Below are 14,815 nucleotides of genomic sequence, written 5' to 3' on the forward strand. Positions count from 1 at the left end.
ACTCATGAACCGCACGTTGGAAGACCGTGGGCGATGCAGCTTTTTTCAGCGGCGCGACAGGGGCTGAGTGTGACCGCCCAAAGCCTGTTCACCCTGGCGATGGCCGCGCGAACGCCGCAAGATCTGCGGAAAAACCAGCACGTGTTGCAGCTGTGCGTGGTGCATCTGGTGGGGCACACCATGCAGCACGATCGCTATATCGCGGGCATCGTGGTCATTCATGGCCAAAGCAGCGGGCACTGCGTGGTGTATTGGCCGGCCGCGCCGCACGCCTTGGTCCTTAGCGAATATGCCAGCCTGCAATTGGCCCATGCCGAACTCAACCGTATCGGTGCATTGGCCGCAAACGTTAAGCGGCTGGCGCGCCAAGTCGCGCCGGACTGGGCGTTTGAGGCGATCACCCATCACCCCGACGCAGCCCGCAAAGCCGGCGTTCTCGATCAACTCATACAGACACCCTTGGGTTTTTACATTCGCGGCGCGTGGGTCGTGGCTGAGTTCATCCGCTCGTTCAAGGTCAAGCACCTTGCACCGACAGCCCTCGCCGACGAAATCGAGCAAGTGGTTCATGAGCAAATCGCCTCGGACCCGCTCAATTGGCTGGCGATTGTCGCTACGTCACAAAGCGATGCGTCGGCGCTGTTATACCGCGCCCCTGTGCAGGATCTGCAAAGGCAGACTCAAGCGGCCTGCAATTCCGCCAAGACATTGGATAAATATCGCGTGCGCCGCCTGGATCAGGGCAGCTCGGTCTGGCGGGGTGCGTGGTCTTTTTTCTCACCGTTATCTGGGTTTATTAACCAAGCCTATGAGCTGCTGCTCGCGGCGCGGCGTTATCACCTGAGTGGCGATGCCCGTGATGCGGTGGATGTGGGGTTTATGGCGGCGTTTTTCATCATTGACCTGTTGATGAACTTTCTGCCGGGGCCGAAGGTGAAAAAGCCCGGCGTTCCCGTTGGCTTTTCTGTGGCCAGGTTGCATGCCGCTTTCAGTCGTATGCCCCGCCTGCGCTTAGCCAGGCCTGGCTCACTCCACCGCTTGACGTCGCCGTCGCCCATCGTTCGCTTCAAGGCTCTGGAACGATTCCGGAGCGGATGATCCGCAATTCTGCGGCTGCTACCGACGAATGGCGTGGCTGGAGCACTGAGATAATCGCCGATCTGCCGGCGGTAGAATCGGCGCCTGGGGGCTTTCTGGTGCAGGTTGAGCCGGTGGTGCCTTTGTCGAGTGCTCCCTTTGCCGCGACCTCGGCTCTCTCCGGGGCCGGAGGGTTGCCGTTGGAACGCAATTACTACGTGCTTAAACAGCAGGGCAAGTATTACCGGTTGCTTGAGACGGGTACGGATGCGCCGCTGAACCGAACGGTCTTCGTCATGAAAGATCAGCGGTTGATCAGCGCTGCGGCACCCGCCCCGCCAAACAACCCCGCACTCACCCGATTGAACCAACTCTGCCCCTTGCCGCTGCGCAAATACCGCGCCGCGCCATGGGCGCCGAGGCCGTAAGCCAGCTTGCACAGCAGGTCGAGCACGGTCCAAGTGGCGATCATGACCAGCAACTGCGCCAGGAAAGGGTGTTCGCTGCTGAGAAACTGCGGCAGGAACGCGGCAAAAAACAGGATGTCCTTGGGGTTGCTGGCGCCCAGCACAAACGCGCGGCCAAACAACGCGCGAAAGCGCGGCACCGCAGCGGCCTGTGGAACCACCGCGCCCTGGGACGGCAGGCGCGATTGCTGCCAGCTCTGCCAGGCGAGGTAGAACAGGTACAGCGCGCCGACGATCTTCAGGGCGCTGAACAACTGTTCCGATGCCAGCAACAGCGCGCCCAGGCCCAAGGCCGACGCGCTCAACAGACAGATCGACGCAAATACCCCGCCGAGGAACGCCGGGTAGGAGCGGCGCAGGCCATAGTTGAGGCTGTTGCTGATCATCAGCAGCGACAGCGGGCCGGGGATCAGGATCACGATCAATGCAGCGCCGCTGAACAGCAGCCAGGTTTCCACGCTCATTACAGTCCTCCATTCATGTAAAAGCCCCGCCCGAAGGCGAGGCAGTATTCGCCACTTCCGCGGTTACAGGAAGACAAACTTGGCAATGAAAATCGCACACAACGCCCACAGGCTCACGGAAATTTCCTTGTGCTTGCCGGTGCCGGCCTTGAGCGCCACGTAGGTGATAAAGCCCAGGGCGATACCGTCGGCGACCGAAAAGGTCAGCGGCATCATGATCATGGTGACAATCGCCGGAATGCTGTCGGTGGCGTCGTCCCACTCGATTTGCGCCATGCCGCTCATCATCAGCATCGCCACGTAGATCAACGCACCCGCTGTGGCATACGCCGGAATCATGCCGGCCAGCGGCGCGAAAAACATCGCGGCGACAAACAAAACGCCCACGGTGACGGCGGTCAACCCGGTGCGCCCACCCGCGGCCACGCCGGCGGCGCTTTCCACATAACTGGTCACCGGTGGCACGCCGACCATGGCGCCGAACACGCTGGACGCACTGTCGGCCTTCAACGCACGGGACAGGTTTTCGATCCGGCCGTCGGCGTTCACCAGGCCCGCGCGCTGGGCCACGCCCATCAAGGTGCCGGCGGTGTCGAACATGTGCACGAACAGGAACGCAAACACCACGCTGATCATGCTGACGTTGAACACGCCCATCACGTCCATGGCCATCCAGGTCGGCGCCAGGCTCGGCGGGCTGGCGACGATGCCTTGGTACTGCACCAGGCCCAGGCCCCAACCCGCCAGGGTCACGGCGATGATGCTGAGCAGGATCGCGCCGAACACGCGGTGATAGCTGAGGATCGCGATTAACAGAAAACAGATGGCCGCCAGCAGCGGCGCGGGCTCATGCAGCGAGCCCAGCTTGATCAGAGTGGCTGGGCTGTCGACGATGATGCCGGCGGTTTTCAGGCCGATCACCCCCAGGAACAAACCGACGCCCGCGCCCATGGCGTGGCGCAGGCTCACGGGAATGCTGTTGAGCAGCCATTCACGAATGCGCGACAGGGTCAGGATCATGAACAGCACCCCTGAGATAAACACCGCACCCAGCGCGGTCTCCCAGTTGTAGCCCATGGTGCCGACCACGGTGTAGGTAAAAAACGCATTCAGCCCCATCCCTGGTGCCAGGCCTACAGGCCAGTTGGCATACAGGCCCATCAGCAGGCAGCCCAGCGCAGCGGCGATGCAGGTGGCGACAAAGGCCGCGCCGTGATCGATGCCGGCGTCGGCCATGATGTTGGGGTTGACGAAGATGATGTAGGCCATGGTGATGAAGGTGGTGAGGCCGGCGATCAGCTCGGTCTTCACTGTGGTGCCATGCAAGCGCAGTTTAAACAGGCGTTCCAGCCAGCCGCTGTGCGGTATGGCGTGGTCGAGCGTTGGGGCTTCGGATTTGCGGCTATCCACAGCGAGTACTCCTCAAGCATTTTATTGTTATGGCCAGCGCGCGGGCGCTGTGAGGTACTGGCGGGTTTGTTGACTAATAGGTCAGGAACTCGCACGAAGCGAATTATGCTTTTGTATACAAATAAAGCAAATAATGTTTTTTATTATGTACTCAGAATTGGATGAAAGGCTAATTCACCCACTCAGGGCCTGATTGACCGCCAACCATCCGGCCACCGCCTCTTCCCCGGTTTCACTGAACGCACGCTGCAACAGCTTTACCTGTTCACGGCGCAACGACTGCTCGAAACGCCGGCCTTCGTCGGTCAACTCCAGCAAGCGTTTGCGCTTGTCGGTCTCGGACGCAATGCTCTGCACCAGGTGCATTTCCTGCAATTGGCGCAGCGGCATGTTCAGCGCCTGCTTGCTCACGCCGAGTAATTCCAACAGCTCTTTGACGCTCAACGCCGGGTAGCGCGCGATAAAAAACACAATGCGCTGGTGCACCCGGCTCAGGCCGCGCCGCTCGAGCATTTCGTCAGCCTTGGCGGTAAAGGCCTGGTAGCCGAAGAAGAACGCTTCCATGGCGAGTTGCTGACTGGTCTGGTTTTTAAGGTCAAGCATATTGACGTATCCACTCAAGTCGTCGTAGTTTCGGTCAACCAGTTTGACGTATTTCCCACAGCCTCCGCCAGCGGTGACCTCCATGCCCTTCTCTGAACGTGTTACCCGCCTTAAAAGCTCCTTGATCCGTGAAATCCTCGCGGCAGCCCAGCGCCCGGAAGTGATGTCATTTGCCGCAGGCCTGCCGGCCGAAGCCATGTTGCCCGCGCTGAACTGGGACGACATGCCGCTGAACATCGGCCAATACGGCATGAGCGAAGGCGAGCCGCAGCTGCGCGAGTTGCTCGCCGCCCAAGCCCGCGCCCTGGGCGTGCCGTGCCAGGCCAGCCAGGTGCTGGTGGTCAGCGGTTCCCAGCAAACCCTGGACCTGGCGGCCAAGCTGTATATCGATAAAGGCACGCAGATCCTGCTGGAAGGCCCGACCTACCTGGCCGCATTGCAGATCTTCCAGCTGTTCGGCGCCGAATGCCTCACCGTGCCGCTGGAAGCCGACGGCCCGGACCTGGCCGCGTTGCGCGCCAATCTCGAACGCCATCATCCGGCCTTCATCTACCTGATCCCGACCTTCCAGAACCCGTCGGCCGTGCGCTACAGCGAAGCCAAGCGTGACGCCGTGGCGGCCCTGCTCGATGAGTTCGGCGTGACCCTGATCGAAGACGAACCCTACCGCGAACTGTCCTTCGACGGTGGCAGCGCGCGACCGATCGTCAGCCGCCTGCACAAGGCCAGCTGGATCTACACCGGCACGGTGTCCAAAACCCTGTTGCCCGGCTTGCGTGTCGGCTACCTGATCGCAAGCCCGGACCTGTTCCCGCACCTGCTCAAGCTCAAGCAATCGGCAGACCTGCATACCAACCGTGTGGGCCAGTGGCAGGCGATGCAGTGGGTCGGCAGCGAAAAATATCAGCAACACCTGCTGCAATTGCGCAGCTTTTACCGTGAGCGCCGCGATGCGTTCCAGACCGCGCTCGAGCATCACTTTGGCGATTTGGCCGACTGGCAGGTGCCTCAGGGCGGATTATTCTTCTGGCTGACCTTGAAACGGCCGCTGGACACCCGCACCTTATTGCCCCAAGCGTTGCAGCAGAATGTGGCGTTCATGCCCGGTGAACCGTTCTTCTCCGAGCCGGACCAGCACCTGGGCTCGTTGCGCCTCAATTTCAGCCATATCGACCCGGCCCGCCTGGATGAAGGCCTCAAGCGCCTGGCCAGCGTGATCCGTCAAGCACAGCACGCGCAAGCGGCATAAGGGGAGCCCCATGTACAAGGTTTATGGCGATTACCGTTCGGGCAACTGCTACAAGGTCAAGTTGATGCTGAACCTGTTGGGCATCCGGTACGAATGGGTGAATGTCGACATCCTCAACGGCGACACCCAGACCGCAGAGTTCCTGGCCAAGAACCCCAACGGCAAGATCCCGGTGCTGGAACTGGAAGACGGCACCTGCCTGTGGGAGTCCAACGCGATTCTCAACTTCCTCGCCGACGGCAGCGAATTTTTGCCGAGCGAGCCGCGCTTGCGCACGCAAGTGCTGCAATGGCAGTTCTTCGAGCAGTACAGCCACGAGCCGTACATTGCAGTGGCGCGGTTTATCCAGTTTTACCTGAACATGCCGGAGGATCGTCTTGAGGAATACAAGACGACCCACAAGGGCGGTTACAAAGCCCTGCGCGTGATGGAACGGCAACTGCAGGCCACGCCCTACCTGGTGGGCGAGCAGTATTCGATTGCCGACATCGCGTTGTATGCCTACACCCATGTGGCGCATGAAGGTGGTTTCGACCTGGCGCCTTACCCGGCTGTGCAGGCATGGTTGCAACGAGTGGCCAGCCACCCCAAGCATGTCTCGATGCTGGACTAAACACAGATTAAATGTGGGGTGGTTTGTCAGATAGTTCGTCGCTCAATAGGTCAAAACACTGCCGCGCCGCCGGGCTCAGCCCCATCCCGCTGCGACTGATCAGCCCGATCTCCCGGTTTACGCCGGGATGGTCGATGTTGATGCGCTTCAACCCCTCCAGGCTGTCCGCCGCCGATTCCGGCAGCACGCTGATCCCCAAGCCCTGGCGCACCAACGCCAGCACCGTCGACATGTAGTTGACCTCCATGCCTGCGGTCATCGTCAGCCGCATCTGATCGAACAAGGCGTCCACCTGCTCGCGCACACTGCTGTCGCGCCCGGTCAGGATGATCGGCTGGTCCGCCAATTGCTCCAGCGTCAACCGGCGGTGACGGGCGAGGGGATGACCCAGCGGCACGAACGCACACAGCCGGTCATTCAGCACCGGTACAAAATCCAGCCCGTGGCTCAGCCGTGCGCGTACGCCGATGCCGAAGTCCACCAGGCCTTCACGCACCTGGGCATGGATGCGGTGCGCGACCAGGTCATGCAAGCGCACGTCGATCCCGGCAAAGCGTTCGCGAAACAGGCGCAAGGCCGGCGGCAGGGCTCCTGCGCACACCGAGGGCAGGGCGGCAATGCTGACCACGCCGCGGCGCAAGGCGGCGAGGTCGCGTGAGCCCGTGACGATGTTGTCCAGGTCCAGCAGCAGCTTTTCCATGGGGCCGCGCGCTTCCTGGCCGGCGGCGGTGATGCTCACATGGCGCGGGCTGCGATCGAGCAGGGGGACGCCGAGCCAGTCTTCCAACTGTTGCACTTGCACGGTGAGGGCCGAAGGTGACAGATGCAATTCGTTGGCAGCCTTGGTGAAGCTGCCCGTCCGCGCTACCGCGAGAAAGGCTTGTATGTGCTGGATAGAGTTCTTCATAGCGATCGCTTCATTTTGTTTTTCCGAACATACCAGGCCGAATATTCCAATTTACAAAGACTAACCCGCTTCCAATACTCCTGGGAAAACAATAACCGGCCGCAAAGGCCGCTCTGGAGTAACCCATGCTCGCTACCCTGGGTGTCATCACCATCCTGTGCCTGCTCGCTGCCGTCATGAGCAAACGCCTCTCGCCATTGGTGGCCCTGATCGCCTTGCCGATCATCGCCGCGCTGCTTGGCGGGTTCGGCCTGCAAACCAGTGCCTTCATCATTACCGGGATCAAGAACGTCGCCCCCGTGGTGGGCATGTTTGTCTTTGCGATTCTGTTTTTCGGGATCATGACCGATGCCGGCATGCTCGACCCCATCATTGATCGCATCCTGCGCACGGTCGGCACGCGGCCCACGCGCATTGTGGTCGGCACCGCGACCCTGGCGCTGTTGGTACACCTGGACGGTTCCGGCGCGGTGACATTCCTGGTGACGGTGCCGGCGATGCTGCCGCTGTACACGCGGCTGGGCATCGACAAGCGCATCCTCGCCTGTGTATGCGCCATGGCCGCCGGGGTCAATTTCCTGCCTTGGACCGGGCCGGTGCTGCGCTCGTCGGCGGCGCTGCATGTGCCGGTCGCGGACCTGTTCCAGCCGCTGATCCCGGTGCAGATCGTCGGGCTTATCTTTGTTTTCGCCTGTGCCTGGTGGCTGGGCCACCGTGAAGAAAAACGCCTGGGCCTGGGGGCCGGTTCCAGCGTGGAGGCGGTGCCACAACGGGTGCTCAGCGACGACGACATCAAGCTGCGTCGCCCAGGGCTGTTTTGGCTCAACCTGATGCTCACCGTGCTGGTGATGGTGGTGATGATCGCCGGCTGGGTCGACCCGGTGGTGATGTTCATGCTCGGCACCGTGGTGGCGTTGTGCATCAACTACCCCAATGTCGACGCCCAGCGCGCACGTATCGACGCCCATGCCAAAACCGCGTTGACCATGGCCAGCATTCTGCTCGCCGCCGGCGTGTTTACCGGCATCATGCAAGGCACCGGCATGCTCAAGGCGATTGCCGAAGTGGCGGTGGCGCAGATTCCCGCCGGCCACGGCAAGCTGATCCCCGCAGTGGTGGGCTTTATGTCCATGCCGCTGAGCATGCTGTTTGACCCCGACTCCTATTATTTTGGCGTGATGCCGGTGATCGCCGAAGTGGGCAAAGCCCTGGGGGTCGACCCGTTGCAAGTGGCCCAGGCTTCGCTGTTGGGCGTGCATACCACCGGATTCCCGGTCAGCCCGCTGACCCCCGCGACCTTCCTGCTGGTGGGCCTGTGCAAGATCGAATTAGCCGATCACCAGCGCTTCACCATTCCATTTCTGTTCGCCGCGTCGGTGTTGATGACCCTGACGGCGCTGCTCCTGGGAGTGATTTAAATGAAAACCTTGCGCATCGGTTCCGGCGCCGGCTATTCCGGCGACCGTATCGAACCTGCCGTGGAACTGGCCGAACAGGGCGACCTGGATTACCTAGTGTTCGAATGCCTGGCCGAACGCACCATCGCCCTGGCGCAACAGGCGCGTATCAGCGACCCACAGGGCGGCTATGACCCGCTGCTGAGTGAGCGTATGCGGCGTGTTTTGCCGTGTGTAGGCGCGCAGGCCGGGCGCCGTCGCCTGCGGGTGATCACCAACATGGGCGCGGCCAACCCGGTGGCGGCGGCGATTGAAGTGCGGCGGATAGCCGGGGAGCTGGGCTTGAACCTCAAGGTCGTCGCCGTGGTGGGCGATGACGTGCTCAGCGTCTTGAACCCCGAGCAGTTGTTGGATAACGGCCAGACGGTTGGCGCGCTGGGTAAACGGCTGATTTCCGCGAATGCCTACCTGGGCGTCGACGGCATCCTAGAGGCCCTGCGCGCCGAGGCCGATGTGGTGATCACCGGGCGCGTGGCTGACCCTTCGCTGTTCCTGGCGCCGCAGATGTTTGAGTTCGGCTGGGCGGCGGACGATTGGCAACGGCTGGGGCGCGGCACGTTGGTGGGGCATTTGCTGGAATGTGCGGGGCAGGTCAGCGGCGGTTATTTTGCCGACCCTGGTTTCAAGGATGTTGACGACTTGGCGCGCCTGGGTTTCCCGCTGGCTGAAGTCGACGCCGAAGGTGAAGCCGTGATCACCAAGGTCGCAGGCTCCGGTGGACGGGTGAGCCGGGCAACCTGCATCGAGCAATTGATCTACGAAGTGCACGATCCGGCGGCGTACCTGACGCCCGATGTGACCGCCGACTTTTCCCTGGTGGGTTTTGTCGAGGATAGCCTTGATCGGGTACGTGCCCAAGGCGCGGCGGGGCGGGCACGGCCGGAGCAATTGAAGGTCAGCGTCGGTTATCTGGACGGTTGGATCGGTGAAGGGCAGATGTCCTACGGCGGCCCCGGCGCAGTCGCACGGGCGCAGTTGGCGCGGGATGTCGTACTCAAACGCCTGGAATTGATGGGTGTAAAGATGCACGACGTGCGCGCCGAGTTGATCGGTATGGACGCGCTGCACGGCCCGCGCAGCAGTGTCGAACCCTGGGAAGTGCGCCTGCGCATCGCCGCGCGTTGTGAGGAGCGCAGCGACGCGGTGCGCGTGGGCAACGAGGTGGAAACCCTCTACACCAACGGCCCGTCCGGCGGCGGCGGGGCCAGTAAAAGCCTACGGCAGGTGGTGGCGGTGGCGTCGCTGCTGCTGCCGCGTGGTGCGGTCAACCCGAGGATCGAAGCATGAAACTGCATAACCTGGCCCATTCCCGTACCGGGGACAAGGGCGATACCTCGAACATTTCGATCATTGCCTATCGCAAGGAAGACTACCCGTTACTGTGCGAGCAGCTCACGGCTGCGCGGGTGGCCGAGTTTTTTGCCGGGCTGCTGGAGCCGGGCGCGGCGCCGGTGCGACGCTATGAGTTGCCGAATGTGCAGGCGCTGAACTTCGTGTTGCCGGGGATATTGCGCGGCGGCGTGACCCGCTCGCTGGCGCTGGATGCCCATGGCAAGTGCCTGGGCTCGGCACTGTTGAGCATGGATCTGCCAATACCGAACTAATGTGGGAGGGATGCAAGCCCCCACATTAGATGGCACACGCCTCTCAGATGGCGGCGAAGCGTTTGTCCAGGTAGTCGATGATCACCTTGGAATCGTACATCCAGCTGGTCTGGCCATTTTCTTCGATACGCAGGCACGGCACCTTGATCTTGCCGCCTTGCTCCAGCAGGGTCTGGCGGTCCTGTTCGTTGTTCTTCGCGTCCTTGAGCGCCACCGGCACATTCAGGCGGTGCAGGGTACGGCGGGTCTTCACGCAGAACGGGCAGGCGTGGAATTGATACAGGGTCAAGCCCTTGGCGGCATCGTTGACCTGCGCCTGTTGCTCGGCGGTGCGCTGCTTTTTGCGCGGGCGGGTCAGGAAGTCGCCCACGATGATGATTTGGCCGAGACCGACTCGAAGTGCTTTGACGAACATGGCTGAAAGCCTCTTGCCCATGAAGAAGGGGTCGCAGCTTACCTGAATTTTGCGGGCGAAAAAAAACCGGCGATGAACGCCGGTTGCTTTCTACGCAGCCTTTACTTGATCAGGCTGAGGAATTCGCTGCGGGTGGCCGCGTTTTCGCGGAACTCACCCAGCATCACCGAGGTGATCATCGACGAATTCTGCTTCTCCACACCGCGCATCATCATGCACATGTGCTTGGCCTCGATCACTACCGCCACGCCCAGGGCGCCGGTCACTTGCAGTACCGCATCGGCGATCTGGCGGCTGAGGTTTTCCTGGATCTGCAGGCGACGCGCATACATGTCGACAATCCGCGCGACCTTCGACAGGCCCAGCACTTTGCCGCTCGGGATATACGCGACGTGAGCCTTGCCGATAAACGGCAGCAGGTGATGTTCGCACAGCGAGTACAGCTCGATGTCCTTGACCAGCACCATTTCGCTGTTATCGGAGCTGAACAAGGCACCGTTGGTGACTTCTTCGAGCGTCTGCTCATAACCGCGGCAGAGATACTGCATCGCCTTGGCGGCACGCTTTGGCGTGTCGAGCAGGCCCTCGCGGGAGACGTCCTCGCCGAGTTGGCCGAGGATCTCTGTGTAATTGTGTTCCAGGGACATGAAACTACCTGTGGGATTTTCGCAAAGCGCAAGGTTACGGTGGTGGACACATCGCTGCAAGCCTGACGATGGCACTTGTTACTCGTCCCGCCCTTCCATCATCGTGCGCTTGAGCATCACATACACCGCGCCCGCGCCGCCGTGACGGGCCTGGCAGGAGGTAAAGCCGAGTACCTGGGCATGCTGGCGCAGCCAGGTATTGACGTGGCTCTTGATCATCGGCCGCTTGCCGTCCAGTCGCACGGCCTTGCCGTGGGTGACGCGCACGCAGCGGATTTCGAATTTGGTGGCTTCGGCGAGGAAGGCCCACAGGGTTTCCCGGGCTTTTTCCACGGTCATGCCGTGCAGGTCCAGGCTGCCTTCGAATGGGATCTGGCCAGCCTTGAGCTTGCGCATCTGGCTTTCCTGAACGCCGTCGCGGGCCCACATCAGCTCGTCTTCGGGCCCGACATCAATCACGAACTGATCCGACAGGCCATCCACGGTGGTGGCGTGGGTACGCACGGTAGCGGCCTGGCGCAGCGTGGCGATCTGCGCGCGATCAGCTTTGGGTTTACCGGTGTCGGCGCGGTCGTGCTTGATCGGCTTGACGCCGCGCAGCTCGTTTTTGAACAGGGAAAAATCGTCGTCTTGCATGGTGGCCTCCGCGAAGGGCGGGCAGTTTACCTAATCGCGGCGGCCAGGGCGCAGGAAACGCTATCCAAGCGCCACTAGTCGTGCTTTTTCATCAGGTGCGAAGCGATGTTAAGCGACAGTGGCTGGCGCATTTTGCGCCGGCTGCGGCGCCACAACCACACGCCCAGCCACAGCACCAGTAGGCCGATCCCCGCTAGGAGGGCCGAACCACCAGGGCTGGCATTCAGTTCGCCAAGGGCCGGTGAATGCCCCAACAAACCGGCGCCACCTGCGCCGGCCAGCAACAGACCAACAATCGCCAGCAGCGCCGCAATGCACGCCAACAGGCGCAGACGCCAATTGCTCGGGCCCTTGGGGCGCAAGCGACGAGCGTCAAAACCATCGGATATCTTCATTCCGACCTTTCCTCCAGGGTATCGGCCCTTCGACCGGAAGATACACAGGTTGTTCCTGTACCGAAGGTAAATGCGCCAAATGAGGAGGCTTTGCGGATGAGCGGGCCGTACCCGGCACCGCTCATCGAGGGGCAGTCAGATCAGATCCTTGGTCAGCGCGAGGGTGGCGAAGTTGTCCGCCATGATCGCCATTTCAGTCTGCTGCACGTGCTCGGCGCTCAGGATGCCGCCTTTATAGGGCAGGTCGCGGGTGGCGCAGGCGTCTTCCACCAGCGTGCAGCGAAAACCCAGGTTCTTGGCGGCGCGCACCGTGGTGCTGACGCTGGAGTGGCTCATGAAACCGCACACGATCAGGTCCAGGGAGCCGAGGTCCTGCAGGTGTTTTTCCAGGCCAGTGCCGTGGAAGGCGCTCGGCAGCAACTTGCCGATGATGGTTTCGTCGCCTTCGGGCTCAAGGCCGGGAATGAATTCCCCGCGCTCGCCTTGCGGGTCAAACAGGCCGCCGACGGTGCCCAGGTGGCGCACATGCACGATCGGGCGCCCGGCGTTGCGTGCCGCGTCAACCAATTGTTTGATGTTGCCGACGGCGGCGTCCATGCCCGAAAGGGCGAGCGGGCCGCTGAGGTATTCCTTCTGGGCGTCGATGATCACGAGGGTCGCATGGTTGAGGTTGGCTGCTGCATAACCGCGACCGCTGAGTTGAAACATCGTCTTTGGAACGGACATTCTGGGGGCTCCTGTGAGGGGGGCTTTTGCGACATTGTCCACTGGCTGAGCGGTTCTGTGAATCGCTACTATCGTAAGGTACGCCGTTGCTGGCGTGCAGCCTTGTCAAGTAGGCGGCTTGTTTATCGCAATAGTGGCAAATTGGATGAAATCCGACATACGGTGCCGAGGGTTTCGTACATCGTCGGTACAGGCGAAGGCTGTTAGAATCGCCAGTCGTTTTTTCAGGAGTCTGCCCCCGTGATCACTTCCCGCCTGCGCACCTTGCGCGACCATATCCGTTGGGCTGTCAGCCGTTTCCATGGGGAAGACCTGTTTTTTGGACACGGTACCGACAATGCCTGGGACGAAGCCCGGCAATTGGTGCTCGGCGCCGTGCATTTGCCGTGGGAAATTGCCGACAGCTACCTGGACTGCAACCTGGAAGAAGAGGAAATCTCTCACGTTCAGCGCTTGCTGCATCGCCGTATCCACGAGCGCGTGCCCACCGCCTACCTGCTGGGTGAGGCCTGGTTCTGCGGCATGTCGTTTATCGTCGACAAGCGGGTGCTGATCCCGCGCTCTCCCATTGGAGAGTTGATCGAAAACCGCTTCGAACCCTGGCTGGCGCAGCCGCCGGCCCGCATTCTCGATTTGTGTACCGGCTCCGGCTGCATCGGCATTGCCTGCGCCTACGAGTTCCCGGACGCCGAAGTGGTGCTGGGCGACTTGTCCTTCGAAGCCTTGGAAGTGGCTAACCAGAACATTGAGCGCCATGGCGCCGACGAGCGCGTGTACACCGTGCAGGGCGATGGCTTCGACGGCCTGCCGGGCCAGCGCTTTGACCTGATTGTGTCGAACCCGCCGTATGTGGATGCCGAAGACTTCGCCGACATGCCCGACGAATACCAGCACGAGCCGGAACTGGGCCTGGCCTGTGGTGACGACGGCTTGAACCTGGTGCGACGGATGCTCGCCGAAGCGGCGGACCACCTGACCGAGAAAGGTTTGCTGATTGTCGAAGTGGGCAACAGCCAAGTGCACGTCGAGGCGCTGTACCCGGAAGTGGACTTTGCCTGGCTGGAGTTCCAGCGCGGTGGGCACGGCGTGTTTATGCTCACTGCCGAGCAGTGCCGCCAGCACCAGGCGGTGTTTGCGGCGCGTATCTAACTGTAAACAGAGCCAATGTGAGAGGGGGCTTGCTCCCGATAGCGGTCTGTCAGGCACTGCATTGAGTGACTGACACCCCCCTCATGCATGTTTGATTGCATGCCGGTCCATTACCGGTGCGTGGCAATCCAGATCAGCAACCCCGCCTGAAACACCGTAAATGCCACCAAACAGGTGATGGTAAACCGTAGCCCGCTGTCCTCACGCTTGAACTTGGTGACCTTTTCTTCCTCCTTGCGCAGCTTCACTTCCTGCTCCAGCAGGTTGTGCTCGGCCTGTTGCAACATCTGCGCGGCTTCGAGGATCTCCACGAACTGCACTTTCTCGGTGTTCCAGCTGTCCAGCACGTCGCTGACCTTGCCGGGCTGCACGTTGCCTTTCAAATGCTGCACATCGGCGTAGGCCACATCAAAGCCCTGGATACGCAGGAAGTGATCGCGACGCAGGCGCGTGGCTTCGTTAAGCGCGTCTTTGTTGGACAGGTCGACACCGTCGACGCGGTAATGCGACCACTTCTTTTTCGCCCACGCCGCCGCTTGGGCCACGAGGAAACGGCCGATGCCGCGGTTGGCCGGTTCGATTTCCAGGCTGTTGCCCGGGCCGAAGTGCACGCGATGGGTATCGTGGTCGACCCAGATATCCAGATGGTTCTGCTCGCGGCGCACACGTTGCCCCGGAAGTTGGATGACCATGCGCAACAGGCTGTGGTGTTTGTCATGGCGCTCGGCATAGCCGAACTGCACGAACCGCAACGGCCGCGCACCGGTGGCACGGTCCGTGGCCAGTGGGGCCAGGCGCAGCATCTTGAAATGCTCGGCCTGAACGTCTGCCCACGGCAGCGACGCCATGTCGACGGCCGCGGTTTTTTCAGCCGTGGTGTCGGCGGTCGGTTCGGGTGTTGCTTCTGTGGTAGTCATGCGACGCGATCCTGTCCAAGCCTTGCGAGCCGACAGTCTTTTGACTGCCGACTGTGGGCTTATCGGCCGCTTTTCCCAA

At 61.6% G+C, this 14,815-nt stretch carries 17 protein-coding genes; 7 read left to right on the forward strand and 10 right to left on the reverse strand.

Features of this window, described 5'->3' with window-relative positions; all coding sequences use genetic code 11:
* The first annotated feature begins 69 nt into the window (after window positions 1-69).
* Window positions 70-1,098, forward strand: a complete 1,029-nt coding sequence (locus tag AB4O23_RS12690; RefSeq protein WP_460063417.1) for a dermonecrotic toxin domain-containing protein — start codon at window positions 70-72, stop codon at window positions 1,096-1,098.
* 283 nt (window positions 1,099-1,381) lie between these two features.
* On the opposite strand, the gene AB4O23_RS12695 is transcribed toward AB4O23_RS12690, so the two are convergent.
* The 3 genes from AB4O23_RS12695 to AB4O23_RS12705 form a co-directional block, all read right to left on the reverse strand.
* Window positions 1,382-2,008, reverse strand: coding sequence for a LysE family translocator (locus AB4O23_RS12695; protein ID WP_017527688.1), 627 nt, complete (start codon window positions 2,006-2,008; stop codon window positions 1,382-1,384).
* Window positions 2,009-2,071: 63 nt separating this feature from the next.
* Window positions 2,072-3,418: an NCS2 family permease gene (locus AB4O23_RS12700; protein ID WP_017527689.1), complete on the reverse strand. Its 1,347-nt coding sequence runs from the start codon at window positions 3,416-3,418 to the stop codon at window positions 2,072-2,074.
* Between the two features lie 174 nt (window positions 3,419-3,592).
* A complete protein-coding gene (locus tag AB4O23_RS12705) occupies window positions 3,593-4,021 on the reverse strand; it encodes a MarR family winged helix-turn-helix transcriptional regulator (RefSeq protein WP_026067248.1) in 429 nt (142 codons plus the stop codon).
* 82 nt (window positions 4,022-4,103) lie between these two features.
* Between AB4O23_RS12705 and AB4O23_RS12710 the strand changes: the two genes are divergently transcribed.
* The gene (locus AB4O23_RS12710) at window positions 4,104-5,270 is read left to right on the forward strand and encodes an aminotransferase-like domain-containing protein (protein WP_068937084.1); all 1,167 of its coding nucleotides are present in this window, start codon (window positions 4,104-4,106) and stop codon (window positions 5,268-5,270) included.
* Window positions 5,271-5,280: 10 nt separating this feature from the next.
* Window positions 5,281-5,883, forward strand: coding sequence for a glutathione S-transferase family protein (locus tag AB4O23_RS12715; protein WP_217855267.1), 603 nt, complete (start codon window positions 5,281-5,283; stop codon window positions 5,881-5,883).
* 7 nt (window positions 5,884-5,890) lie between these two features.
* On the opposite strand, the gene AB4O23_RS12720 is transcribed toward AB4O23_RS12715, so the two are convergent.
* The gene (locus tag AB4O23_RS12720; protein WP_460150505.1) at window positions 5,891-6,790 is read right to left on the reverse strand and encodes a LysR family transcriptional regulator; all 900 of its coding nucleotides are present in this window, start codon (window positions 6,788-6,790) and stop codon (window positions 5,891-5,893) included.
* Between the two features lie 125 nt (window positions 6,791-6,915).
* On the opposite strand from AB4O23_RS12720, the gene AB4O23_RS12725 reads away from it, so the two are divergent.
* The 3 genes from AB4O23_RS12725 to AB4O23_RS12735 are packed head-to-tail and all read left to right on the forward strand — an operon-like array spanning window position 6,916 to window position 9,851.
* The gene (locus tag AB4O23_RS12725) at window positions 6,916-8,208 is read left to right on the forward strand and encodes a CitMHS family transporter (protein WP_017527694.1); all 1,293 of its coding nucleotides are present in this window, start codon (window positions 6,916-6,918) and stop codon (window positions 8,206-8,208) included.
* Entirely contained in the window at window positions 8,209-9,534 is a 1,326-nt protein-coding gene (locus tag AB4O23_RS12730; protein WP_017527695.1) for an acyclic terpene utilization AtuA family protein, read from the forward strand.
* The gene (locus tag AB4O23_RS12735) at window positions 9,531-9,851 is read left to right on the forward strand and encodes an AtuA-related protein (protein WP_017527696.1); all 321 of its coding nucleotides are present in this window, start codon (window positions 9,531-9,533) and stop codon (window positions 9,849-9,851) included. The genes AB4O23_RS12730 and AB4O23_RS12735 overlap by 4 nt, the downstream gene beginning before the upstream one ends.
* 43 nt (window positions 9,852-9,894) lie before the next feature.
* Here the strand turns inward: AB4O23_RS12735 and AB4O23_RS12740 are convergent, their stop codons facing one another.
* The 5 genes from AB4O23_RS12740 to AB4O23_RS12760 form a co-directional block, all read right to left on the reverse strand.
* Window positions 9,895-10,266, reverse strand: a complete 372-nt coding sequence (locus tag AB4O23_RS12740; RefSeq protein WP_068937085.1) for a glutathione S-transferase N-terminal domain-containing protein — start codon at window positions 10,264-10,266, stop codon at window positions 9,895-9,897.
* Window positions 10,267-10,367: 101 nt separating this feature from the next.
* The gene (gene folE, locus AB4O23_RS12745) at window positions 10,368-10,913 is read right to left on the reverse strand and encodes a GTP cyclohydrolase I FolE (protein WP_017527698.1); all 546 of its coding nucleotides are present in this window, start codon (window positions 10,911-10,913) and stop codon (window positions 10,368-10,370) included.
* 78 nt (window positions 10,914-10,991) lie between these two features.
* Window positions 10,992-11,549: a Smr/MutS family protein gene (locus AB4O23_RS12750; protein ID WP_017527699.1), complete on the reverse strand. Its 558-nt coding sequence runs from the start codon at window positions 11,547-11,549 to the stop codon at window positions 10,992-10,994.
* 74 nt (window positions 11,550-11,623) lie between these two features.
* Window positions 11,624-11,944, reverse strand: a complete 321-nt coding sequence (locus AB4O23_RS12755) for a hypothetical protein (protein ID WP_017527700.1) — start codon at window positions 11,942-11,944, stop codon at window positions 11,624-11,626.
* Between the two features lie 135 nt (window positions 11,945-12,079).
* Complete coding sequence (locus AB4O23_RS12760; protein ID WP_017527701.1) at window positions 12,080-12,670, reverse strand: cysteine hydrolase family protein; 591 nt, start codon at window positions 12,668-12,670, stop codon at window positions 12,080-12,082.
* Window positions 12,671-12,910: 240 nt separating this feature from the next.
* On the opposite strand from AB4O23_RS12760, the gene prmB reads away from it, so the two are divergent.
* Window positions 12,911-13,819 (forward strand): 50S ribosomal protein L3 N(5)-glutamine methyltransferase, encoded by a 909-nt coding sequence (prmB, locus tag AB4O23_RS12765; protein ID WP_065876493.1) that lies wholly within the window; start codon window positions 12,911-12,913, stop codon window positions 13,817-13,819.
* Window positions 13,820-13,929: 110 nt separating this feature from the next.
* Here prmB and AB4O23_RS12770 read toward each other — a convergent pair whose 3' ends face one another.
* Window positions 13,930-14,736 carry a hypothetical protein gene (locus AB4O23_RS12770; protein WP_065876494.1) on the reverse strand — a complete coding sequence of 269 codons (807 nt, stop codon included), beginning with the start codon at window positions 14,734-14,736 and terminating at the stop codon, window positions 13,930-13,932.
* Window positions 14,737-14,815 lie beyond the last annotated feature (79 nt).

This window comes from Pseudomonas sp. H2_A10 (assembly GCF_054680085.1).

Coding starts and splice junctions, on each gene's coding strand:
- AB4O23_RS12705 (WP_026067248.1), bottom strand. CDS start 4,021: ATGCTTGACCTTAAAAACCAGACCAGTCAGCAACTCGCCATGGAAGCG.
- AB4O23_RS12750 (WP_017527699.1), bottom strand. CDS start 11,549: ATGCAAGACGACGATTTTTCCCTGTTCAAAAACGAGCTGCGCGGCGTC.
- AB4O23_RS12710 (WP_068937084.1), top strand. CDS start 4,104: ATGCCCTTCTCTGAACGTGTTACCCGCCTTAAAAGCTCCTTGATCCGT.
- AB4O23_RS12755 (WP_017527700.1), bottom strand. CDS start 11,944: ATGAAGATATCCGATGGTTTTGACGCTCGTCGCTTGCGCCCCAAGGGC.
- AB4O23_RS12730 (WP_017527695.1), top strand. CDS start 8,209: ATGAAAACCTTGCGCATCGGTTCCGGCGCCGGCTATTCCGGCGACCGT.
- AB4O23_RS12720 (WP_460150505.1), bottom strand. CDS start 6,790: ATGAAGAACTCTATCCAGCACATACAAGCCTTTCTCGCGGTAGCGCGG.
- AB4O23_RS12695 (WP_017527688.1), bottom strand. CDS start 2,008: ATGAGCGTGGAAACCTGGCTGCTGTTCAGCGGCGCTGCATTGATCGTG.
- folE (WP_017527698.1), bottom strand. CDS start 10,913: ATGTCCCTGGAACACAATTACACAGAGATCCTCGGCCAACTCGGCGAG.
- AB4O23_RS12735 (WP_017527696.1), top strand. CDS start 9,531: ATGAAACTGCATAACCTGGCCCATTCCCGTACCGGGGACAAGGGCGAT.
- AB4O23_RS12740 (WP_068937085.1), bottom strand. CDS start 10,266: ATGTTCGTCAAAGCACTTCGAGTCGGTCTCGGCCAAATCATCATCGTG.
- AB4O23_RS12760 (WP_017527701.1), bottom strand. CDS start 12,670: ATGTCCGTTCCAAAGACGATGTTTCAACTCAGCGGTCGCGGTTATGCA.
- AB4O23_RS12715 (WP_217855267.1), top strand. CDS start 5,281: ATGTACAAGGTTTATGGCGATTACCGTTCGGGCAACTGCTACAAGGTC.
- AB4O23_RS12770 (WP_065876494.1), bottom strand. CDS start 14,736: ATGACTACCACAGAAGCAACACCCGAACCGACCGCCGACACCACGGCT.
- AB4O23_RS12725 (WP_017527694.1), top strand. CDS start 6,916: ATGCTCGCTACCCTGGGTGTCATCACCATCCTGTGCCTGCTCGCTGCC.